This window comes from Maribacter halichondriae (assembly GCF_027474825.1).
In the GTDB taxonomy this organism is placed as follows: domain Bacteria; phylum Bacteroidota; class Bacteroidia; order Flavobacteriales; family Flavobacteriaceae; genus Meishania; species Meishania halichondriae.
Genome location: NZ_CP107030.1, coordinates 2,181,696 through 2,205,415 on the forward strand (window position 1 = coordinate 2,181,696; position 23,720 = coordinate 2,205,415).

General features: G+C 41.6%; 17 protein-coding genes and 2 pseudogenes. 5 read left to right on the top strand and 14 right to left on the bottom strand.

Features of this window, described 5'->3' with window-relative positions:
• Positions 1-31 precede the first annotated feature (31 nt).
• Positions 32-1,730 (top strand): annotated as a pseudogene (locus N8A86_RS09920) (Na/Pi cotransporter family protein).
• A gap of 18 nt (positions 1,731-1,748) precedes the next feature.
• Here the strand turns inward: N8A86_RS09920 and N8A86_RS09925 are convergent.
• Complete coding sequence (locus N8A86_RS09925; protein ID WP_273568925.1) at positions 1,749-4,016, bottom strand: inorganic phosphate transporter; 2,268 nt, start codon at positions 4,014-4,016, stop codon at positions 1,749-1,751.
• A 70-nt stretch (positions 4,017-4,086) separates the two neighbouring features.
• Complete coding sequence (locus tag N8A86_RS09930) at positions 4,087-5,289, bottom strand: porin (protein WP_273568926.1); 1,203 nt, start codon at positions 5,287-5,289, stop codon at positions 4,087-4,089.
• 378 nt (positions 5,290-5,667) lie between these two features.
• Here N8A86_RS09930 and N8A86_RS09935 point away from each other — a divergent pair, with 378 nt between their 5' ends.
• On the top strand, positions 5,668-6,024 hold the full coding sequence (locus tag N8A86_RS09935) for a toxin-antitoxin system YwqK family antitoxin (RefSeq protein WP_273568927.1): 357 nt from the start codon (positions 5,668-5,670) through the stop codon (positions 6,022-6,024).
• A gap of 96 nt (positions 6,025-6,120) precedes the next feature.
• Here N8A86_RS09935 and N8A86_RS09940 read toward each other — a convergent pair whose 3' ends face one another.
• The 3 genes from N8A86_RS09940 to N8A86_RS09950 all read right to left on the bottom strand — a co-directional run bounded on the left by N8A86_RS09940 (position 6,121) and on the right by N8A86_RS09950 (position 11,592).
• The gene (locus N8A86_RS09940) at positions 6,121-6,507 is read right to left on the bottom strand and encodes a carboxypeptidase-like regulatory domain-containing protein (RefSeq protein ID WP_273568928.1); all 387 of its coding nucleotides are present in this window, start codon (positions 6,505-6,507) and stop codon (positions 6,121-6,123) included.
• 189 nt (positions 6,508-6,696) lie between these two features.
• Entirely contained in the window at positions 6,697-8,745 is a 2,049-nt protein-coding gene (locus N8A86_RS09945; RefSeq protein ID WP_273568929.1) for a beta strand repeat-containing protein, read from the bottom strand.
• Positions 8,746-8,787: 42 nt separating this feature from the next.
• Positions 8,788-11,592, bottom strand: coding sequence for a TonB-dependent receptor (locus N8A86_RS09950; RefSeq protein WP_273568930.1), 2,805 nt, complete (start codon positions 11,590-11,592; stop codon positions 8,788-8,790).
• Between the two features lie 190 nt (positions 11,593-11,782).
• On the opposite strand from N8A86_RS09950, the gene dgt reads away from it, so the two are divergent.
• Positions 11,783-13,126 (top strand): dGTP triphosphohydrolase, encoded by a 1,344-nt coding sequence (dgt, locus tag N8A86_RS09955; RefSeq protein WP_273568931.1) that lies wholly within the window; start codon positions 11,783-11,785, stop codon positions 13,124-13,126.
• 12 nt (positions 13,127-13,138) lie between these two features.
• Here dgt and N8A86_RS09960 read toward each other — a convergent pair whose 3' ends face one another.
• A complete protein-coding gene (locus N8A86_RS09960; protein WP_273568932.1) occupies positions 13,139-14,281 on the bottom strand; it encodes a DUF3078 domain-containing protein in 1,143 nt (380 codons plus the stop codon).
• A gap of 1 nt (position 14,282) precedes the next feature.
• Positions 14,283-16,061, bottom strand: a complete 1,779-nt coding sequence (locus N8A86_RS09965) for a 1-deoxy-D-xylulose-5-phosphate synthase (RefSeq protein WP_430682188.1) — start codon at positions 16,059-16,061, stop codon at positions 14,283-14,285.
• Between the two features lie 153 nt (positions 16,062-16,214).
• On the opposite strand from N8A86_RS09965, the gene N8A86_RS09970 reads away from it, so the two are divergent.
• Positions 16,215-17,291: a hypothetical protein gene (locus tag N8A86_RS09970; protein ID WP_273568934.1), complete on the top strand. Its 1,077-nt coding sequence runs from the start codon at positions 16,215-16,217 to the stop codon at positions 17,289-17,291.
• A gap of 99 nt (positions 17,292-17,390) precedes the next feature.
• On the top strand, positions 17,391-17,840 hold the full coding sequence (locus N8A86_RS09975) for a nucleoside deaminase (RefSeq protein WP_273568935.1): 450 nt from the start codon (positions 17,391-17,393) through the stop codon (positions 17,838-17,840).
• Positions 17,841-17,913: 73 nt separating this feature from the next.
• On the opposite strand, the gene N8A86_RS09980 is transcribed toward N8A86_RS09975, so the two are convergent.
• The 7 genes and pseudogenes from N8A86_RS09980 to aspS form a co-directional block, all read right to left on the bottom strand.
• Positions 17,914-18,108 (bottom strand): cold-shock protein, encoded by a 195-nt coding sequence (locus N8A86_RS09980; RefSeq protein ID WP_273568936.1) that lies wholly within the window; start codon positions 18,106-18,108, stop codon positions 17,914-17,916.
• 165 nt (positions 18,109-18,273) lie between these two features.
• On the bottom strand, positions 18,274-18,450 hold the full coding sequence (locus tag N8A86_RS09985) for a hypothetical protein (protein ID WP_273568937.1): 177 nt from the start codon (positions 18,448-18,450) through the stop codon (positions 18,274-18,276).
• A 163-nt stretch (positions 18,451-18,613) separates the two neighbouring features.
• Positions 18,614-20,396 (bottom strand): annotated as a pseudogene (locus N8A86_RS09990) (chloride channel protein).
• 29 nt (positions 20,397-20,425) lie between these two features.
• Positions 20,426-21,283: a tetratricopeptide repeat protein gene (locus N8A86_RS09995; RefSeq protein ID WP_273568938.1), complete on the bottom strand. Its 858-nt coding sequence runs from the start codon at positions 21,281-21,283 to the stop codon at positions 20,426-20,428.
• The gene (locus N8A86_RS10000; RefSeq protein ID WP_273568939.1) at positions 21,255-21,443 is read right to left on the bottom strand and encodes a hypothetical protein; all 189 of its coding nucleotides are present in this window, start codon (positions 21,441-21,443) and stop codon (positions 21,255-21,257) included. Before N8A86_RS10000 ends, N8A86_RS09995 begins: the two co-directional genes overlap by 29 nt.
• A gap of 155 nt (positions 21,444-21,598) precedes the next feature.
• A complete protein-coding gene (locus tag N8A86_RS10005) occupies positions 21,599-21,808 on the bottom strand; it encodes a hypothetical protein (RefSeq protein ID WP_273568940.1) in 210 nt (69 codons plus the stop codon).
• Positions 21,809-21,891: 83 nt separating this feature from the next.
• Positions 21,892-23,640: an aspartate--tRNA ligase gene (gene aspS, locus N8A86_RS10010; protein WP_273568941.1), complete on the bottom strand. Its 1,749-nt coding sequence runs from the start codon at positions 23,638-23,640 to the stop codon at positions 21,892-21,894.
• Positions 23,641-23,720 lie beyond the last annotated feature (80 nt).

Below are 23,720 nucleotides of genomic sequence, written 5' to 3' on the forward strand. Positions count from 1 at the left end.
TTTCGGAATGAAGGTCATGAGTGACGCGCTTATGGCTTTGGCGGGGAATAAAATGCGAAAGATCCTTGCGACGATGACTTCCAACAAGTTCTTGGGCATTCTCACAGGGTTTTTTATTACTTCCATTATTCAATCCTCATCTGCCACAACACTTATGGTGGTTAGTTTCGCAAATGCCTCATTGCTGACATTAGTCGAATCGATCAGTGTAATTATGGGAGCAAATATCGGCACTACGATTACGGCATGGTTAATTACCTTATTGGGGTTTAAGGTTAGTATGAGTTCGATTGCGCTTCCCTTGGTCGGACTAGGTTTTGCATTCACTTTTGCTAAGAAAGAACATCTGAAAAATGGGGGGGTTTATTATTGGCTTTGCCGTTTTGTTCATTGGGCTACAGTTTCTAAAGGATGCGGTACCGGATATTAAACAAAACCCTGAAATTCTTGAGTTCTTGACACGATATACCGATTTGGGCTTTTGGTCGATACTGTTGTTCTTGGCCATAGGAACGCTCTTGACAATTATTATTCAATCTTCCAGTGCTACGATGGCCTTGACATTAATAATGACCGCTCAAGGATGGATTCCCTTTCCGTTGGCCGCCGCCATGGTTTTAGGGGAAAATATCGGCACAACGATTACGGCGAATTTAGCGGCAATTGTCGCGAATTATCATGCAAAAAGGACTGCTAGGGCGCATTTGATTTTTAATATCATCGGTGTAATTTGGGTATTGGTATTGTTCTATCCGTTTTTAAGATTTGTTGAATGGCTTGTAGGACTGACAGGTTCGGAATCACCTTATGTGAGTGCGGCCGCGATTCCAGTTGCGTTATCTTTATTCCATACGGCTTTCAACATAACCAATACCTTCGCACTCGTATGGTTCATCAATCCTATTGCGAAGATTGTCGAACGAATCGTGCCGGCTAAAATTGAACCTGAAAAAGAAATCGATGAGCCGAAATATTTAACCAAAGAGGTTTTGAAATATCCTGAAACCGTAATAGTATCATTGGTAAATGAGTCGAAATACCTTTATGAAAATGCCATTTTTGAAATCGTGGCCCATGCCTTGAATATACATAGGGATGACATCAAGTCAGATTTGAAACCAAAAAAAATCATCAAGCAATCCAAGGAAAATCTCAAGACAAATATTCGTGATCTATACTATAGAAAGGTAAAGACCATATACGGGGAAATTATACGCTATGCGACCACAGCCCAAAGTACATTAAAACTTTCCAAGATTCAGAATAGGCGTATAGCCCAAATTAAGATTGCGAATCGCTTAATGGTTGAGATTATCCGTGATACAAGGGAATTAAGTAGAAACGTAGAGCAATACCTGCCTTCAGAAAACCAATATATTGCTAAAGAGTATGATAAGTTCCGAAAGAAAATAGTAAAGGTATTGCGAATTATATACCTGTTCAGAACGAAAGGAGAAAATAAAAAAGATCAATATTTTTCCAAACTTCTTAAGCTAAAGGAGCAGGCAAAGGCAGGAATACACCAAAGTAGTAAATCGATTGATAAGCTTATTCGGGATGATTTGATATCCGTAGATATGGCTTCCTCTCTCGTAAACGATAATGACAACGTCAACGATATTGTGAAACACTTAATAGAAGTAGCAGAACTTCTATACATAGAAAAAGACCCTTTATTGGAAAATGGGAACGTACATACGGAACCTGATATGGCTACTGCTGAAATTTAATTCTGCGATTGAGGTAGGTCACTCTTCTTTTTCAAGAAGTTCTTTTGAGCGATTGTGCTCTTCATAATATAAGTTTAGAATATTCATATTGGCCTTGATAAGGTCTTTGGTTTCCAATAGAATGCTAAAGTAAAGGGTAGTATTTTTAGGGCTCGATTCTTCGGTTCGCGTACGTTCGACCTGTCTTTGAATGGAATCTTGAACACGATCTAATAGCGTTTGTTTTTCTTCAATAATGCCGGGCACTATTCTATCAAATGTGCGTGAATCGAATACAGCCCTGATTTCCTCGAAAAGATGAACCAATCTTTCGTTGATATCAAGAAGTTCTTCCGCCTGTTTCTTCTTCAAGTCCTTATGATTGTTATTGACATGCTTATGGCTCACTTTGGCAATCAAACTCGATGACTGGGCCACATCTTGTATGCTGCCAATTACGTCGATATAGAATTTACTGGCGCCCAAATAAGAATCGTCCAAGTCTTTTATAAAGTAGAAGATGTCATTTTGCAATTCTTCTATCTCGTTTTCTAATTTAACCACCATGGCCTTAGCCTTTTTCAGTGCATCAAGATCTTGTTCGATCAATCCGTTTATGGTGTTGTTATTGATTTTACTTACTCTCTTTAAGGCTTTGGAGATGTTGTCGGCACTTTCTTCTATTACACCTTGTATAGAATTACTTTCAGACTTGTTAAGACTATCTTCAGCTTTGACCGCCTTCGATTTTTTGTTATGATTAATATAGTTTCTGGCCAATAGTAGAATTGCAAGAAGTAATAGTACTGCAATCATAGTACCACCTCCTAAATGAATCAGATAAGCTACGGTGCCCGCAGCAATAAAAGCGCTGAACGCGGTAAAGAACCAGCCGCCGATTACGTTGAGCACACCTGCCACGCGATAGACGGCACTTTCACTTCCCCAAGCCCTATCAGCTAGAGAAGTACCCATGGCCACCATAAAGGTAACGTACGTAGTAGACAAGGGCAATTTCATTGAAGTTGCGATGGAGATCAATACACTGGCCACCATCAAATTGACCGCTGCACGTACCATGTCAAATGCCGGTAATTCATGTGTTTTCCCCTTGGGAAGTTCAATAACCGGTTTTTCGAACTGCTTTTCGATTTTTTCTTGGATGGACGTCGGTATGACCGTTGCCGTATATTTAGAAATCAGAATTGAAAAGCGTACTAAATTACGTGACAAGAAATTGGGCTCAAAACGTTCTTGGGTTTCCCCTTGGCTAGATAGGTCTATGGAGGTCTTCACTACTCTTCTTGCCTTACTTGAGAACCAGAGTGTCAATACCATAACCAAGCCTGCGAATAATAGAAACAAAGTCGGTGTAGGTACTTTACTTCCCAAAACATCCATGGCAAATTCGTTTGCAGGAATACCAGAGGCCAACCAAGCCTCATACGATTGCCAAGCGGCAATGGGCACCCCGATAAAATTGACGAGATCGTTGCCTGCAAAAGCCAAGGCCAATGCAAATGTACCTACCGCAATAATAAGCTTGTATATGTTCTTTTTGAGGAATTTGATTACTACATAGGACAATAATGTCCATAGGATAAAGCTGATTACAACGATTAGCAGTGTCTTGCCCTCGATCAAAGGTTTAATTTCGCCATAATAATCTGTTCCTTTTAGGCCTTTGATAAAAATAAAATAGGTAATGGCCGCTAAAGCAACACCACCGAAAACTGCCCCCACCCATTTTGATTTTCTCTCGAAATTAAAGGAAAGTAAGGCACGTGAAACGTATTGTACTAGGGCCCCCACCGAAAACGCAACCACAACCGATAATAGAATTCCTAGAATGATTTCAGTGGCCTTAGCAGTATTTATATAATTGTAAAGTTCTGATACGGAACCATTGTCGGCACCGATCTTGATCAACGCCATGGCCACGGCCGCGCCTAACAATTCAAAAACGATGGATACCGTTGTCGATGTGGGCATGCCCAGTGTATTGAAGAAATCCAACAATAAAATGTCAGTAATCATGACGGCCATAAAGATGATCATGATTTCACTGAACATAAACTCACCTGGCACAAAAATGCCCTTTCGGGCCACTTCCATTAAGCCACTTGAAAATACGGCACCGATAAAAATTCCAAGGCTCGCTACAATCATCATTGACCGAAAGGAAATGGCCTTTGAACCTATCGCAGAATTCAAAAAATTAACAGCATCGTTACTGACACCGACGACAAGATCAGCTACGGCCAAAATCGCCAGAGCAACGATCATCAAAAAATAAATATTATCCATAATTCAAGTTGGTTGGTACAAGGTATAAATATGAAAAAATCAATTTACAACATATATGACCGATGTCATGTTAAAAGTGCACATCCAATTGTAATCGATACATAAGTCCGTCTGAACCATTATCTACCGAGAGATAACTTAAATCGGTCTGCACTTTCAATTTGTGTCCGACGATATATTTTGAAAGGCCCAAAGTATACTGTGTTTCTGGGTTTCTTCCCGTAACATCGTCTAGATTTATCGTCGTATATCTTCCGGAAACTTCTACGTTGTTCCTGAACAAATAACCAGTTTGTAGATTTAGTCCGTCACCGATCCAGACCACGTCACCGGTTTCCGTACCGTCTGAATTTTTGGCCATAGGATCATCGGCAGTTCGATCGGCGTATTCCCACATGAACGAAAAGCCATCGTATTTGAACATGCCATCAAAGAAAAAGGTATTGATATCAGTTTCATAAAAGCCAATATCGTTTGTCATATATGAACCCAGATTGCTTCTTGTCTTTACCGCGTTCTGGTTCGTATCATAATTCAATGCGAACATTAGTTTGGGCTTTTCCTCTCGCTTGAGGTCACTACCGCTATAATCGCCCTTACTTTCAAATTTTCCAAAGGGTAAAAATTCTAGTCGAGCGGTATATTGATGTCCGCCTAAATTTCCTTCGGTGACATTTCTTCCCTCACCTTGTGAAAATGCAATTTTTTCGCGTATTAAAAAGTTTTTTCCAAGTGTGAAGTGATGCCTTAGCTGAAAACCTACATCACGGTCAATATTAAATCTGCTATTGACCAAAGATCGGTCAACTTGTTGCAAGTTGCCTGAGGAAATGACACGTTCTATGTTGCCTGGAAGTTTAGTCTGACCGAACCACAATTCAAAATTCTCATAGAAATTCCACATGACCACGGCATCCAAGATGTAACGAGGGGTATTTCTTGTAAATTCAGATCCGCCCGAAATATCGCGATTCGAGAGACCCAGCTCAATTTTATACTTTAATTTGGGGGAATAGGCAAAACCATCGAATTTTAGCCGAGCCCTACGGATTAAGAAGTTTTGTTCTGGATCGACAAGACCACCATCCGGACCTTCTGACCAATCGGCAATGGTCAAGATTTGCATTCTTGTACCTATCTTCATAGTCCATGTACTATCCTTGCCAACGAGATTGAAAAGACCTTTTCCGAAGGCTGGTGCGTCGGTCACTTGGGCAAATGAAAAAGTTGCAATGAGAAAAAGGGCCAAAAAGGCATGGAAGGAACATTTCATCAAGGTACCAGTTTTTGTCGCTGCAAAGAACTTACCTCAATGTTAAGTTAATGTTTCCTTAATGTTATATCTTGTCTTGGTGAAAACGAAAGAAGCTACCTTGAAAAAGGTAGCTTCAGGATTCCCTGAGAATAGTCGACAAAAACCAATACCCAAAAAAGAAATCCATTTTTGTTGTCACCTGACAAAAATCGACCTTCAACATAATGTTATGGTAATTATAACATTAAGGAATTATTAAGTTTAAAAAGGAAAAAATTTACACATTGATTGTCAGTGGGTTGCAATTTCAATGTAAATTTAACGTTATGTAAACGTTGATATAATGTAAGTTTTCGTATCTTTACCATCAATTGCGAATGTAAAAGCCCGTTTATCATGAAAAAAACTGTTCTATTTCTAGCTGTTCTATTGGTAACATCTGCTTCTATTGCCCAAACAGAGCCAGAATTAAAATTGAACAAAGAAACGAATCTGATTGAGGCGACTTATTTTCATGACAATGGGGAAATAAGCCAAAAAGGAACTTTCAATATGCAAAAAAAGCTTCATGGCAAATGGATAAGCTATAACGAAGAAGGAGAAAAAATCTCCATAGGAAATTATACGAACGGACTCAAAACCGGAAAATGGGTCTTCATGTCAGGCGATGACAAGAAAGAAGTTGAGTATAGCAACAATGCTATCGCAAGTGTAGATGGAATTAAGAAGAAAGCCCCAGTGGTGAAAAATTAGAAAATATCTTTATTTACTTATAATCGAAACATCCCTCTAAAAGCGGGATGTTTTATTTTTTATCATTATTTTTTAAATATTTTTGAATCGGAAAAGTTAATCCAATCCTGGCGCGGTGGTCAATTTATCTTTTGAGGAGACGGCAATTCCTGAAACATCACCTAAATCAAAAGTTTTTGCTACTAATCCAAGCTGCACTTGGGTGGTCTTACCTTCTTCCACTAAAATCGGCATTTCAATACTTTCGTAACCGACATAAGTCACTAGTAATGTATGCTTACCTGCTTCTAAATCATTGAACTCAAAGTTGCCGTGAAAATTGGTTTCCGTTTTCTTGTCGGAACCCTTTAGTTGCACATTGGCGAACAATAGCGGCTCATTGTGCATTTCTTTGTCAAGAATGTTGCCTTTAATCGAACCTTGATTCTGAGAGAAACCTAAGGCTGTAACTAAAAATGTACCAATAAGAAAAAACTTCTTCATACTTCTATCTATACTATGATGCAAAGTACGCCTGTGTATGTAAAATTAAAGTTACGGCTAGATTAAAAGTGAGTAAGATCAAGGTTAAGAAATCTGTTATGGAATAATGATAGGGCATTCAGGTCCTAATTACTTTAAGAAAGAAAACCCCACTTTACAGCAGGGTTTTCAGTGGTATTTAATTAAGCTCTAGTTTCCTGTGGCCCAATCAAACATAGTAATATCTACAACGGTTCCGGTGAAGACATCATCATCAACGGTGGTCAATGCCGTACCATCAACTGTAATATTGCCTACAGGACCGCCATCTTTCATATCGACATTGGTCAAGTATCCTGAAAGCGATACGTTGGTCATAGTTGCGCCTGTTGTTTTCTTGAACTGGAGTGCTGTACCGTCGGCTGTGGAAACTGCCGTAAAATTGACAATCGTAGGCACGCCTATTGCGGCATCAACACCATCGGCCTCAATAGCAGTAGAGAAACCGGCATTCTCGTGCAAGACGTAGGTGTTGGTCAAAGTACCTGTCCAACCTTCCGTCCAGTCGACCGCATCGTCCTCGTTATCTTCCAAGTAGAAATTCGATGCGCTTACCGTACCTCCAAAAAACTCGACACCATCATCGGTACCGTTCAAAATGGCTACGTTTTCAATTGTGGTTCCTGACCCAACGGCATACAAAGTAAGACCGTTGTACTGTGATTCGGAGTTTATTTGAGCCCCGGCATAGTTGATGATTAAGTAGTTGATGCTACCTGAGTTGTCATCGTCAGTGGTTCCGCCATAGGTAAAGCCACCTACTTCTGCAATGGCGTCTACACCTTCAGTGGTGGTTGCATCCCCTAAGATTACAAGTCCGCCCCAATCACCAGGACTTTGATTTGTGGAGGTCATAACTACCGGATCAGAAGCTGTACCCTGTATATCGATTTGAGCCCCTTTCTTGATTACAATATAGGTGTCGGTTTCAGTACCGCTATCGGCATCGGCGATAATGACAGTACCAGCAGGAATGGTCAACTTGGCGCCGCTTTCGACACTAAGGCTTCCATTTAAGTTGTAAATGGTGTTTGCATCCAGCGTCAGGTCTTCAGTCAGAGTACCTTCCAAAGCCATAATGGTTACTTCATTTTCAGTATCGACCCATGCAAAATCCGAGGCATTAACAGAGGCATCGGCAAGATAGGTCAAACCGGGGTTTGCATCTGCACCATCAATTTGAATATTGGCCAGTGGCCCGTTGTCCTTCATATCCACAGAAATTTCATATCCTGTCAATGAAAGGCCTGTAATGGTCGCCCCTGACTCTTTTTTGAATTGAAGGGCCGTACCACCTTGTGTGGAAACAGCCGTGAAGTTCACCAAGGTTGGATTGTTGTTTGCCCCATCGGCTTCAACCGCCGTTGAGAATCCGGGGTTGGTATGCAATATATAGGTATTGGTCAAGGTCCCGTTCCAGCCTTCTGTCCAATCAACCGCATCATCCTCGTTGTTCTCTAAATAGAAATTACTGGCGCTTACCGTTCCTCCAAAGAATTCGACACCATCATCGGTTCCATTTAAAATGGCGACATTGTCAATGGTAGTCCCAGAACCAACCGCATATAGGGTAAGTCCATTGTACTGTGATTCTGAATTGATCTGTGCGCCTGCATAGTTTATGACCAAATAGCTGATAGAACCGGAATCATCGGCGTCGTCGCTTCCTCCGTAAACGATTCCGCCTACTTCGGCAATAGCATCAACACCTTCGGTTGTAGTCGCGTTACCAGCGATGACCAGTCCGCCCCAGTCACCTGGAGTTTCGTTCACTGAAGTCATTACGACAGGAGCAGCAGCGGTACCCTGAATATCGATTTTCCCTCCCTTTTGGACCACAATATAATTATCGGTTCCTGATTCGGAGATAATCGTAGTACCTGCGGGTATTGTCAAAGTGGTACCGGATTCGATACTAAAAGTGCCGGTCAAGGTATAGGTCTGGGTGGGATCCAAAGTCAAATCTTCAGTTTGGCTACCGCTCAATTCTGTACCTTCGGTTACTACTTCACATGCATCATTACAGCTTCCGCCGCAATCAACACCAGTCTCACCCCCGTTTTGAACACCATCGTCACAAGTGGCAACCGGTAGAACTGGACCTGGGTCTGGAGAGTTGTCATCACCACTACAACCTACAAGCGTAAATGCAAGTACTGCAGCGAACATTGAAAAAAATCTAATTGTTTTCAGTTTCATAATTTTCTGTTTTTAAATGTTAAATTAATAGTTGTGGGTTCGCTAAAATGTATAATTGAGTCCTAGGCTGAGCTGGGATCCAGCCGTGTAGGAACGTACGATTTCGTCGGTTTCGATATTTGTGGTACTCGGTTTTACCAATTGCGTTCTTTTGATTTCAGGATTAAGTAGGTTTCTACCGATCAAACGAACTCTCCAATGTTCTCCAAATTCTTTGCTTATCACCGCATCGAGGACAACAAATCCTTTCTCTACGATAGCGTCATTATAGAAGGTCTCACTCTGACTTTGTATTTCCGGTGCGCCGAGGGCAAAAATCTTATCGGAAGCATAGTTTGCGGTCAATGATGCGTCGAAAGAATTTTCACCAGCAGTGTTGAAGTTCAGACTTGTGTTGACGATCCAATCGGAGGCTCCTTGAAGGCCTGTTTCCGTAAGCCCTTTATATCTAAAAGTTCTTACAAAATTGCCATCCTCGTCGCGTACTTCTTTCAAGTCTTGCGAGTGCCACATTCTCGTAGCGTTGAAGACAAGATTGAGGCCATAACCAGACATGCTTCCATCCTCGTCATTGGTAATTGGGGAAACAAGGTCTATTTTCGTTTCTGCCTCGAAACCGTAGATTTCCGCTTTTTCACCTGAGTTGAAAAAAGAAAATACGCCTGCAGAGCCTCGGTCCTGAACTTTGTTGATAGGATCGGAAATATCCTTATAAAAGGCAGCTAAGGAAATCAATTGTCCATTGGATGGAAAATACTCCCATTTCAGGTCATAATTTAAGTCTCGGGAAGCTTCTAGGTCCGGATTACCTCTTGTGACCTGCCCTGTTTGTGACACATATTCAAAAGGAGATATTTCCTTGAATTCAGGCAATGTAATCGTACGGCTTAAGGCAAGTCGGAGTCCACTTTTCTCGTTAATGTCATATTTCACATTAAGACTAGGATAAAGATTGTTGTATTCTTTGACCGATTCGCCGATCCTGCCCGGAAAATTGCCCACGTCGAAGCCGACATTGATATCGTCTTTTTGGTAACGCAATCCGGCATTGAAGTTCCATTTGCCCAATCCTACGTTGAAATCAGCAAAGGCAGCCTGAGAAATCAATTTTCCATTGTACAGGTCGGGCTGTAAAATATTGAATTCCAAAAGGCCGTTTTCAAAATTTCCACGTTGAAAAATGCTTCCTAAATCATCTATGGATGGCGGATTGACCACATCGGTCGCGCGTTCTTCCACACCTATGAATTGTGAGAAAAAATCTCGTTCCTTGTTGCGGTAGTTGATTCCGACCTCTACTTTAAACGACTTTTCTTCTTCATCGATTATTTGTAATACATCCTTTAAATAACCACTAAATTCCGCATCCGATATCTCTTGTTTTGATTTACGTTGTTGAAAGCCACCGGTTCTTCCCAATTGTATACGACCATCATTGTTCATGATATTGACTTCGTTCCTTATGCGGTTGGGCTCATCGGCATCCACTAGGTTATAACCACCCGCCCATTCCAAGGTGTTTTTTTCACCAAGCTTGTGTGTGCCCAGAAGTTGGGTCACCAATAAACGCGTTTGCTTTGTGTTTTGATCACGAATGAATTGGAATGCTTCGTTTACGTCGGTTTCTTCAAAAATTGTTCCTTCGCCATTACGGCCTCCCTCGTAGACCTCCTCGTTTGTAGTATTGATAAAAAAGGTGGTAGACTTCAATTTATTCTTATCATTGGCAAAAAAGGTGAGATCGAGCAAGGCTGAGGTAACTGCCCTTCTGTTGAAATTGGTTGCATCGGTAATGGTGTCATCGATGAAGTTGGAACGGAATTGCCGAAAAAGTCCCTGACCATAGGTGTGGGATGTATTGTGCGATGCCGTCAAAAGAGCCGCGAAACGTTCCTTGATTTGTTTTCCAGCCACAAAATTGAAGCGGTAATCGATCGGATTTTCCCTTTGAATGGTGTTCCAACCCTGTTGGGTAATCAACTCTTGTGTAGACCGGTCTTGGGCATAAAAACCGAAATCGGTGTTACGGGAATTTGGCGAAACCTTGAAATCATCGTAGACACCACTTTGCGCAACATTGGTATTAATACCAGATTGGACGCCCAGACTTAGTTCGCCCGAACCAGCTAGTTCCCGTGAACTTATATTAATATTGCCCGACGACTGGTCCGCTGACGTTTGAACAGAATAGGTCTTGCTCACACTGACATTCTGAATAACCCTAGTGGGGAAAAGCCCCAAATCAATATTCTTCTTTTCAACATCGTCAGAAGGAACTGGCAGACCGTTGAGTGTTGTGGCAAGATATCTATCACCCAATCCACGAACAAAAACATCACCTGAGGCCTCGCTACTTGAAACTCCTGAAATCTTTGTCGTAGCTGTAGCCACGTCAGAGACTCCTATTTTACCCAATTGTTGGGCCCCGATACTTTCCTTGATCTCTACAGCTTTTTTCTGGTCCAAGAGCAATGCGACTTCAGAATCTTTTCTGGCGACAGTCACAACTACGACCTCATCAAGTGAGACCCCTTCGTTGGCGGCCATGCCCAAATCAATGGTTGTTACTTTTCCGGCTTCGACTAAGATATTTGGCAATTCGACCGTTTCATAACCCACAAAACTATACACCACGGTGTACGTACCGGGTTCTAAATCCGCTATTTCATACAATCCGTCAAAATCGGAGGTGGTACCCTTTGTAGTTCCCTTGATCAGAATATTGGCGAATGGCAATGGTTCGTTATTTACTTCCTTATCGGTAATCGTTCCGGCAATACTGCCCAGTTCTTGTGCGTTAAGCTGCACGGCCGCTAGTAATAGCAGGCTTAAAAAAAGTTTCTTCATTATATTGTTTTACTATGTTTTTAAATACCGCTGCAAAGAAACTTAGGTAATGTAAAGGTGGTGTTAGGTGTTCATTAAATCGATATTGTGATATTGTTATCTAAATGTTACGGATCTAAGTCAATGTTGGCGAATTAATTTTGTGAAACTTCACCCACAAAAACTTTATCTTGCGATGCAAATGATTTGTATGGAATGGGAAAGACTACTTTCACTGAAAAGACAGGGCGATACTCATAAAAGACTACGAAAAGAACAAGATGAGACCCGGTTAGGGTTTGAAGTTGATTATGACCGAATCATATTTTCCTCTGCTTTTCGGAGTTTGCAAGATAAGACCCAAGTCATTCCACTTTCAAAGACCGATTTTGTACATACCCGATTGACCCATAGTTTAGAAGTATCGGTCGTCGGGCGAAGTCTAGGTCGCATTGCGGGAAAACGGATATTAGAAAAACACCCACATTTGGGGGAGGTACATGGGTATCGTTTTAATGATTTCGGAGCTATTGTGGCAGCGGCAGCCTTGTCACATGATATTGGAAATCCTCCCTTCGGACATAGCGGTGAAAAGGCCATCGGAGAGTATTTCAAAACAGGAGAAGGAAAGAACTATCAAAAATCGCTGTCCGAGAAAGAATATCAAGATATCATCGATTTTGAAGGAAACGCCAACGGATTCAAACTATTGGCTGCTTCGAAAGAAGGGGTAGAAGGAGGCTTGCGTCTTAGTTACGCCACATTGGGAGCCTTCATGAAGTATCCAAAAGAATCGTTGCCCAAAAAACCCAGCGCCCATATTTCAGAAAAGAAATTCGGATTTTTTCAAGCAGAAAAACTTGTTTTTCAAGAAGTTGCCCAAGAATTAGGTTTGTTGAGAACACGTGAGGGGAATGATATTTCGTTCTCTAGACACCCGCTTACATACTTGGTAGAAGCGGCCGATGATATTTGTTACACCATTATCGATTTTGAGGATGGCATCAATCTCGGCCTGATTTCGGAAGATTATGCTTTAGAGTATCTCATCAAATTGGTTAAGGACAGTATCAATACCAAAAAATACAATGCGCTGGTTTACACTGAAGATCGTCTGAGTTACTTGCGAGCCCTTGCCATCAATACACTTATCAAAGATGCCATAGAGGTTTTCATCGCGAACGAATATAAAATACTGAACGGTACATTTGATGTCTCCCTGTTGGATAAAAGTGCATATCGAGCACAAATCGACGATATCATCACCATCAGTATTGAAAGGATCTACAACTCAAAAGAGGTAGTCGATAAGGAAATTGCCGGGTACAAGATCATTTCCGATATTTTGGATGTGTATTCTTCGGCCTTGGTGCGCAAAATGGACAATAGAGCCTCTAATTACGATAGTCTGGTTTTGAGAACGCTACCTGAATATTACCGAAATACAGATGTGTCGCTATATGAGATGCTACTGAATACCTGTTGTTATGTGGCAAGTCTTTCAGATGGTGCCGCAATCTTGCTCCATAAAAAGATTATGGGAATGGAAATTTAGTGGAGTTCCCATTTAGAAGTTATATGACACACCAACACCCAACAGTTGTTTGAACTGAATTCTTGGCTCACCTGGATCCGTTACCATTCCTGTATCATCTTTTATTTCCCCGAAAAGAATATTGTCATCATAAATGACTTGGGTACCTATCGATGTAACGATATATTCGTTTACACGAAGGTCCATGTTCAGTTCCCAATCGATATCTATGTTCCCAAAGTCCTGTAGATAATCCGTATATAAGTTTACACGGTGTTTCAGCCCAATATTCTCCGCAATTTGGGTTTCCCAGTGGTTGGTTATCAAGAAACCTAATTCTAAAAAAAGGTTTTTCCCATTTTGTATGACATTGCCATCGGCGTCAAGAATCGCTTTTTTTACCCCGAAAGCTCCCTTATCGGCCAAATCTTGATCAAGAACCAGTGTTGCCTTCTGGGTAAGGGGTGAAATGTAAAGGTTGAATTTTCGTCCTTCCGAAATATATGAGGCTCCTGCCCCCAAGAAGAAATAGCCTGGAGATAGAGGCCCCGAAATCGGGTTTTCCCTATCGGGATATTTGTATCCATCAGAGAATTGGGTATTGAAATTGGCTTTGGCAGAATAGTACCAATTGCTGATCGTGTCACGTCGGTACCCGAAAGTAGAACTTATTCGAATCGCATCGTCGGTCTTGCGCAATTTCTGATTGTCTTGCCAGTTGATACCGTATCGCATTTCCAAATAATTTTCCCATTGAAAGTAACGAAATTTATAATTACGCTCAAAACGGGCGTTTGCCAATGCAGAGATGGAATTATTTCCCCCAGCGTTCCAATTGACAAAGGCGACCTCACTAAGATTAAATCCCAAAAGATTTATTTTTTGCCAGAAAGAGGGTATCTCGAATATTTTTTTCTCCTTGTCCAACGGCTTTGTTTTCTTGAAGGAAATCATAGCGTTCGGAAGGTTGATACCTTCTTTAATATCCTTTATCCGTTTTTGTCGCCTTCTGATGACAATCGTATCGACAAACGTGGTATCGATTGCAATCGAATCAAGGGGCATGGCAATAACGTCAACCGAATCTACTTCACGACCTGAGGGAATGCTATCTTGTGAAAAGACACACTTTAAAGGCCACAACAAAAGAATAAGTACAATTGCTTTTCTAGGCATTTTAGCTTATGTTGATTAAAGAATTCAGGTAATTTTCAATTGATTCATCATCTAAATGGGCAACTTTATGTAGTTCTTCAACACTTCCGTGTTCCAAAAAGGTATCGGCGATTCCGAAAACTTTAATAGGTTTCTTTACACCGATTTTGTTGGCGAATTCTAGAACGGCACTTCCAAATCCACCGATTTCGCATCCATCTTCAATCGTTATGATATGCTCATATGTTATAAAAATATCTCGGAGAATTTTGGTGTCCAATGGTTTTACGAACCGCATATTATAATGACTGATTTGAATTTTATTTTTCCGTTTTTCCAATAATTCAGAAATCATATTGCCTATATGACCTACGGATAGAATGGCAATTTTAGATCCTTTTCTTACCAATTGTCCCTTGCCGATTTCTATTTCCTCAAAAGGTAATCTCCACTTTATGGTCGTTCCCCTCCCTCTCGGATATCGTATTGCAATCGGATGTTTCAGCCCCAATTGTGCGGTGTACATGATATTGCGGAGTTCAATTTCGTTTAAGGGCGCAAAAATAATAAGGTTGGGAATACAGCGCAAATAAGCCAGATCATAGACCCCATGATGGGTAGCACCATCTTGACCGACCAGTCCCGAACGGTCGAGGCAAAAAATAACGGGTAGGTCTTGCAGGGCTACGTCGTGTATGACCTGATCGTAGGCGCGTTGCAGAAAGGTAGAATAGATATTGCAAAAAGGAACGAGGCCCTCAACGGTCATTCCTGCGGCCATAGTGACCGCATGTTGTTCGGCGATACCCACATCGAATGCCCTTTCGGGAATTTCATCCATCATAAATTTTAAGGAACTTCCCGTTGGCATGGCCGGGGTAATACCTACGATTTTTTCGTTTTGAAGCGCAAGCTCGACTAGGGTATGGCCAAAGACATCTTGATATTTCGGGGGCTCGCTTAATGTAGGTTTTTTAACCAATTCTCCAGTGGCCTTGTCAAATTTCCCTGGGGCGTGATAGACCACTTGGTTCTCTTCCGCTTTTTTCAGTCCTTTTCCCTTGGTAGTAATTACGTGAAGTAATTTTGGACCTTTGACCGATTTCAATCTTTCGAGCTCCGTTACTAGGCTCAGCAGGTCATGACCGTCAACCGGCCCAGAATAATCAAAATTGAGGCACTCGAATATATTCTCGTCTTTTGCCGTTCCCTTTTTTACATTGGTCAAGTATTTTTTGAGGGCTCCCACGCTGGGATCGATTCCGATTGCATTGTCGTTTAATACTATTAGGACATTTGCATCCGTCACTCCCATATGGTTGAGGCCTTCAAAAGCCATTCCGCTAGCTATGGAAGCATCGCCTATAACGGCAATATGATGTTTGTCGTTTTCTCCGTTCAATTTCGATGCGATCGCCATTCCCAATATGGCGGAAATAGAAGTAGAACTATGGCCGGTTCCAAAAGGGTCATATTCACTTTCGCTTCGTTTAGGAAAACCACTAATACCGCCCAACTGTCGATTGGTATCAAAAATCTCTTTTCGACCGGTCAGTATTTTATGTCCGTAGGCTTGGTGACCGACATCCCAAATGAGTTTGTCGTTCGGGGTATCGAAAATATAATGTAATGCGATGGTCAGTTCGACCACACCGAGGCTCGCACCTAAATGTCCTTCTTTGGTCGCTACGATATCGATGATAAAGTCTCGGAGTTCTTGGGCAAGTTGGGGCAAATCGGCCAATTTAAGTGAGCGAAGGTCTTCGGGGAAATTGATATTTTCTAAGATGTTCTTTGACACCGAGAGAGATTTGAGCATACAAAGCTAAGGTTTTTCAGTGTTTGATAACAGTATTTTGGACGTTCACAACATACTCTCCTTAATATGTAATATCCGTGTGGAAATGGTCGTTTGAATTTCTCATTAAATAATCAATTTTAAATAACCACAAACATGAAAATTATTTTAAGAACAGCCGCCTTGGCGGCATTAATTATCGCCATTTCTTGTGGAAAAGACGATGCAGTAGTGCCAGATGGGAAAGCGGACGAAATAGCGGAGCAATTGGAGCAGACTCCTTTGGAAGCCAACACAGTGTCTGAAAATGTAGTCATCAAAGGGGGCGCCAAAAAAGAGGGGATGCCTCCAACACCCAATGAGGCCATCACCTTAGATGTTTCAAATACTTCGAAAATGGCATTGTTGGGCGAGGGCTTTGAAGTTTCGCTCAATTCAGATGCTGAGATAGTCGGAGCTTATATTCAATTTAAGTCAAATGATGGTACTATGGCCGATAGCTATTACGACATAGATTTGTTCGAAAATACTATTAGCGATAAGAAATCCATCAAAACCGATAAGAAGGGGCTGAGTAACTCCTTAACGGCCAAGGTAGATGCCGATGCCAACATAGATATAGATTTTAATACGCAGATTGAACCTGGAACTTTTTGTTACGATGTCTGCGTATATGATGCCGACGGAAATATTAGTCTACCTCAAGAAGTTTGCGTTACCGTCGAAAGTTGGGGAGGTAATAGCGCGTTGGTCGCCAAATGGAACTTGACCAAGGAAGAATATGATGAGAATGGCGAAATCGATGTGGATATTACAGGAGAAGAGGAATGTGCAACAGATACACAAGAATGTTCAGATGGAGGTTCTTTTGAGTATACGGAGTGTTATGTATCAGAGTTTGGTTATATCGAATTCAAACAAGACGGAACTTTTACTCTAGAATCTAAAGGAGGTGAAGAGTATCTTGATTATAATAATTCACTGGAAAATTGTGAGGCGACCTACAAGGAATATATTTATCATTTTACAGGTTCGGGTAATTGGGCATATAGTTCGGTCGACAAACAGTTGAGTCTCGTTCTATATAGTTCTGTGGATAAAGGAACTGACGGCGAAGGTACACAGACTAACGAACCGGGCGAAGGAGAGCTTATTTTCTCTGGAAAAGCGGAAATAAACGGCAATACACTTGTCATTATTGAAGAAGATTATACATCTTACTTTGAGAAGTAGATAAGTAAATTTTAAAATATAGACCCTCTAATAATTGTATTAGAGGGTTTTTTTGTTTCAAAAAGCTTTATTCGCTACTATTGCGAATCAAACTCTATTATGGTACTTCCTTTTGACGATGCATATTTTATGAAAAAAGCCCTACAGGAGGCCGAGACCGCTTTTGAAAAAGGCGAGGTGCCGATTGGCGCTATAGTCGTCGTTCAGGACCGCATCATTGCCCGATCCCATAATCTGACAGAGCAGTTGAACGACGTAACGGCCCACGCCGAGATGCAGGCCATTACGGCAGCGGCCAATTTTCTGGGGGGAAAGTACCTTAAAAATTGTACGTTGTACGTGACCTTAGAACCTTGTCAGATGTGTGCGGGAGCCTTATATTGGAGCCAAATTTCTAAAATAGTCTATGCGACCGAAGACCCTCAAAGGGGTTGTGGTGCGATGGGGTCAAAACTACACCCCAAGACCAAAATAGTGGGTGGGGTTTTGGAAGAAGAGGCTTCTCAGTTGTTAAAAAAGTTCTTCATACAAAAGCGAAACTTGAATTAAGCAAAATTTTTTCCAAATGAAAATCCCCGGCAATACACCGAGGATTTTGAACTCTTTCAAAATAAGATACTCTTTATCCGATTACCTGCACTTGGGCAGCTACGATCCCCTTTCGTCCTTCTTCTTCTGCGTATTCTACTTTGTCGCCTTCTTTAAGTTCAGTTCCGTTCAATGCAGTGGCATGTACGAAAATGTCCTTACCTGTGTCGTCGTTGGTAATGAACCCATAACCTTTGGATTCATTGAAAAATTTTACAGTTCCAGTCATTCCAATAAAAATTAAATATTAATTAGGTACTACTAATTTATAATTTTTTGTTGAAAATTGGTAAGAAAAGTAACAGGAAATACTATTGACTTCATTGATTTTCAGGCTTTTCGGTATTTTTTCCTTGCATTTTCCGAATATTTTCCTCGGTCATCATATAGTCCTTCATTTTCTTTCCTTTGCTGTATTTGAAGAGAAAAGTGGCATGGCCACCAAGAAAAGGCCGACTGTTCCTGCACCGATATATTTATCGGCAAGGGTCACTTTCGCTTCGGGTAGCGAGAATCCATATCCGATGGAGGCGAACGATCCGACGATTATGAGTAGTATGAGGTACTTCATAGGTTCAAAAATAGTAAACTGTTGACAGTAAACAGCATTTAGTGGGCAGTTGCGGTAAGCAGTATGTATTCGTGTTAAAAAAAGTTTATGGGCTTATTTGTTTATGAGTTTATATTGATTTTTTTAACCTGTCACACTGAGCTTGTCGAAGTACGAAACCGAACTATTTGGTAAAATTAATCAGCTCTCTCCGATAGGCGGTCAACAGTTTTGATTTGGAAACGAAACCGAGATATTTTCCATTTTTGATGACAGGAAGGTTCCAGGCGCCGCTACTCTGAAATTTTTGCATGACCTTTTGCATGCTATCCTGTCCATAGAGAATGACCTCTGGGGGTTGGTGCATAAAGGTTGAAACTGTAGTCGTGCCATAGAGCGCTGTATCGAACATGAATTCGCGGATGTCGTCCAATAAAACCACACCTACCAAAATATCATCTTGATTTACTACCGGATAGAGATTACGCGTAGATTTCGACACCGATTCATGCAACATTTCCCAAGAAACATTGTTGGGCGTACCGTTTTAAAATCTTGCTCTATGACGTCGTCGAGCTGCATCACCGTTAGCACATTTTTATCTTTGTCATGGGTCAACAAGGCTCCCTTTTCGGCAAGTTCACGGGTATAAATGGTATGGTCTATGGCATTTTTTGTAATCAGATATGATATGGCCGCCGTTATCATTAAAGGAACAAAAAGTTCATAGCCTCCGGTAATCTCAGCGATTAAAAATATAGCGGTTAAAGGAGCATGAAGCACACCCGCAATCAATCCGGCCATACCGATAAGCGTAAAATTGCTTTCTGAGACGGCAAAGCCCAACCCAGAATTGTTGATGACCTTGGCCACGACATTTCCCAAGGCACTGCCCATGACCATCGTGGGAATAAAGATTCCACCTGCTCCACCCGCGGCGAAGGTGGTGGTCATTGCCACCGCCTTGAAAATGGTCAATCCGAATAATAGAGCGATGACGACCCAAATATTGTCGATATAGGCGTCAAAAGGGGTTGTTCCTAGCGCTGCCGAGTGGTTTCCTTCCAATAAATTATTGATGAAACCGAACCCTTCCCCATACAAAGGCGGAATAAAGTAGAGCATGATTCCGATGGCAAGTCCGCCCACCAACAATCTATATTTCGGACTCTTTAAAGGCTCGAACAGTTTTAAGATTCCAAAGTACATCTTGGTAAAGTAGATGGAGGCAAAAGCAGTACCTACGCCCAATAGTACATAGAACAGCGTATCTTTTATCTCGAAGTTGTCCGCTAAGGAAAAATTAAAAAGTACTTCGTTCCCTAAAAAGAAATAAGAGGTAAGCACCCCCGATATCGAAGCCAGCAAAAGCGGTAGCATGGAAAGCATTGTAAAGTCCATACTAAATACCTCAACGGCAAAAATAATGGCTGCAATGGGCGATTGAAAAATGGATGCCACGGCACCCGCCGAAGCGCAGGCGATCAATAAAGAACGGGTTTTGGCATTAATATGTAAAAGTCTGCCCAAATTCGAACTGATGGCTGAACCGGATGCCACTGCCGGACCTAACAATCCAACCGAACCACCAAACCCAACAGTTAGGGGAGCCGTAATCAACGGAGTATATATTTTTTAAGGGGAATGATTCCTTTTTTCTTTGACAGCGCAAAGAGAATGGAAGATACAGCATGCTCCAACTTCTCTTTGTGAACGAATTTTACATAGAGGTACACGAGTGTAAGTCCGATAATCGGAAGTACGAAGTATAACTGGTTACTTGAGAAAACGATACCATCCTCCAAAGATGATTCGATAAAATAGGTCAGGTTCTTTAAAGTGACCGAGGCGAGACCGGCAAGCAACCCCACAACGACCGCCATAAGTTGGGTAAAGGTTTTGTTGGAGATGTTTTTATATCGCCATTTTACGAACTTGGTAAAAAGTATTTGTTGTCGGGTGGGCATTTTACGGGCAAATGATTGCCCAAAGGTATTTAATTCCCTTGAAGAATTTCTTTTTTTAGGTCTTCCAAATCCTCTAGGTAGATTTGACGCAGGGCTTCGACATAGTCTCGGTTGTTAAAAAAGCCTGCTTTGAAGTCGACCATGGCATCCTCGAGCATTCGTATTGCTTCTTCCGAATTTCCTTGTTCGTTTAAAATAAGTGCCTTGTAAAATTTGGCATCTGCTGTTTGTTTGAAATAGTGTATGGCTTTATCGAAGTCTTCCAAAGCTTTATCAAAATTTCCAGATTCGTAGTAGGCGATGCCCCGATACAGAAAAGCTTCGAGTTCGACCCAATCTTCACCACTTTCCTCGGTTTCCCGTTTTATGTGTTTATCCCAATAGGAAATGGAATTCTTATAATCCTTCAATCCCAAATAAGCGATACCCCGCCAAAAATCGACACTATGCCCTTGTGGATGGTCAATATAATCGGTCAAGGTGTCGGATGCATCGAAATCGGCGATGGCCTTTTTATAGTTGCGGTAGAATATGAGATACAGATAGCCCCGCATGGGCTGCCACGTTTTAGCATCGTGATAAACTGCTTTGTTTATTAAGGGTTTCCATTGATGCGGCATTCCGCGTTTGAGATAGGGAATCGAGATTTCCCGCCAAGCAGCTGCATTCGTCGTGTCGAGTTTCAAAATGGAATCCAACATGGTCATGGAAGCCGGACTACCCTGAATTGGTTTTAAGTGATCGTGTGTGCCAAACTCTTCTTTAAAAAGTTCTTCGGATAGTTGTTTGTTAGTTTCTAACCGGCCCGTTTCCAAAGATTTTTCGCAAGATGTAATTGAAACACATAACATGAATACACTAAGGCAATATTTCAGTAATCGCTCCATTTTCGATTTTATAGATTAAATACATATAAGTGTCTCTAGGCTCATCGAGATCCATTATATGCCAATGCTTTTTTTGTACGCTAAGGTCTATAATTTGATCTATTAGATTCGTATCCAATGTGGTGCGTTCGAAGTTCATATCGAGTTCGTTCACTTCCATATCGCCGATTTCCCGTTTACAGTTGATAAGGAAGCGAAGGTTTAAGAATCCTGTGTCGGAATAATTCTCATTTTTAAAATTATTTAGGATAAATTTTTGAAACGTTCTTTTACCGCCTTTATAGACGCCATATCTTGTAGCGCTATCGAAAAATCCTATTGGTTTTTTTCGCTACAGCGTTCGAAATTCTCGGAAAAGTCTTTGTTTTCTGGGGATAAGTGTCCAATTTGATGCGGAAATTTTTCTTTATCCACTTCATATCTTCCCCGGTATTGGTAATAGAAGTAACCGCCTATGGAACCTATTAGCAACAATAGGCAGAGTAATGTATAGAGGCTTATTTTACCTACTTTTTTCCAGTTCACTTGCTAAATTTAGGCATAAAATTAGTTGGTTGACCAACTTCTGATTTGCCGTACTGGACGGAATGACAAAAGTAGTATCCAAATCAAAGATCCAACTTCAAATGCAATTCCTTCAACTGCTCGTCATCAATCGGTGCAGGCGCATCGATCATCACATCGCGGCCGCTGTTGTTTTTTGGGAAGGCGATAAAATCACGGATTGTTTCTTGTCCGCCAAGAATGGCTACAAGTCTATCTAATCCGAAGGCGATTCCGCCATGGGGCGGCGCGCCGTATTGAAAAGCGTCCATCAAAAATCCGAATTGCGCTTTTGCTTCTTCGGGCGTAAAACCCAAATGTTTGAACATGGTGCTTTGCACTTCCTTATCATGTATACGAATAGAACCTCCGCCGATTTCATTGCCGTTCAGAACCAAATCGTAGGCGTTGGCACGAACAGCCCCTGGATCGGTTTCCAACAATTCCAATTGACCTGGTTTTGGAGATGTAAACGGGTGGTGCATGGCATGGTAGTTTCCGGTTTCTTCGTCCAACTCCAATAATGGAAAATCGACTACCCACAATGGCGCAAACTCATTTGACTTTCTCAGTCCGAGACGCGTGGCCATTTCCATACGGAGAGCACTAAGTTGCGTACGCACTTTATTGGTATCGCCGGAAAGCACGCATATTAAATCGCCTGTTTTGGCCCCGGTAACTTCCGCCCATTTTGCCAAATCGTCTTGGTCGTAGAATTTATCCACCGAAGATTTAAAACTCCCATCTTCATTGCAGCGACAATATACCATGCCCAGAGCGCCAACTTGTGGTCGTTTTACCCAATCGGTCAAGGCATCGATTTCTTTACGGGTATAGGAATTCGCTCCGGGAACGGCAATACCGACTACCAATTCGGCTGAATTAAAAACATTGAAATCTTTATGTTGGGCTACTTCGTTCATCTCGCCAAACTCCATTCCGAAACGGATGTCGGGCTTGTCGTTACCATATTTTTTCATGGCCTCGTCAAAGGTCATCCTTGGGAATTTTTCGATTTCCACACCATTGATTTCCTTCAAAAGATGTTTAGTCAAACCCTCGAAAGCATTCAGAATATCCTCTTGTTCGACAAAGGCCATTTCACAATCGATCTGTGTAAATTCGGGTTGTCTGTCGGCCCGTAGATCTTCATCACGAAAACATTTAACGATTTGAAAATATTTATCCAATCCACCGACCATCAATAACTGTTTAAAGGTTTGGGGGGATTGGGGCAGCGCATAAAACTGTCCTTCGTTCATGCGGCTTGGTACCACAAAATCACGGGCACCTTCAGGAGTCGATTTTATCAAATACGGAGTCTCCACTTCGATAAAGCCTTCCTCCGAAAGATATTTTCGAACGGCCATCGTAACCTTACTGCGAAAGATAAGGTTGTTTTTAACGGGATTTCTACGGATGTCCAAATAGCGATATTTCATGCGCAGGTCTTCGCCGCCATCGGTTTCGTTTTCGATGGTAAAAGGAGGCGTTTTCGATTCGTTCAAAATCGCCAGATTTTCAACCAAAACCTCGATATTCCCAGTGGGAATATTGGGGTTTTTAGAAGCTCTTTCGATAACGGTTCCTTCAATATGTATCACAAATTCTCGACCAAGATTTCTCGCCTGTTCCAACAATACGGAAGAAGATCTGTCTTCGTCAAAAACCAATTGCGTAATGCCGTAACGATCCCGGAGATCGACCCAAGTTACAAATCCTTTGTCACGGATCTTGTGCACCCAACCAGATAAGTTTACTTTTTGATCGATATGTGATTCGCGCAATTCGCCGCAAGTATGGCTTCTGTACATGATAGCTATTTAGAACCGCAAATTTAAGAAGTATTGGCAAGTACGGTACATTTTACGCGATATTTCAATAAAAAAGTCCT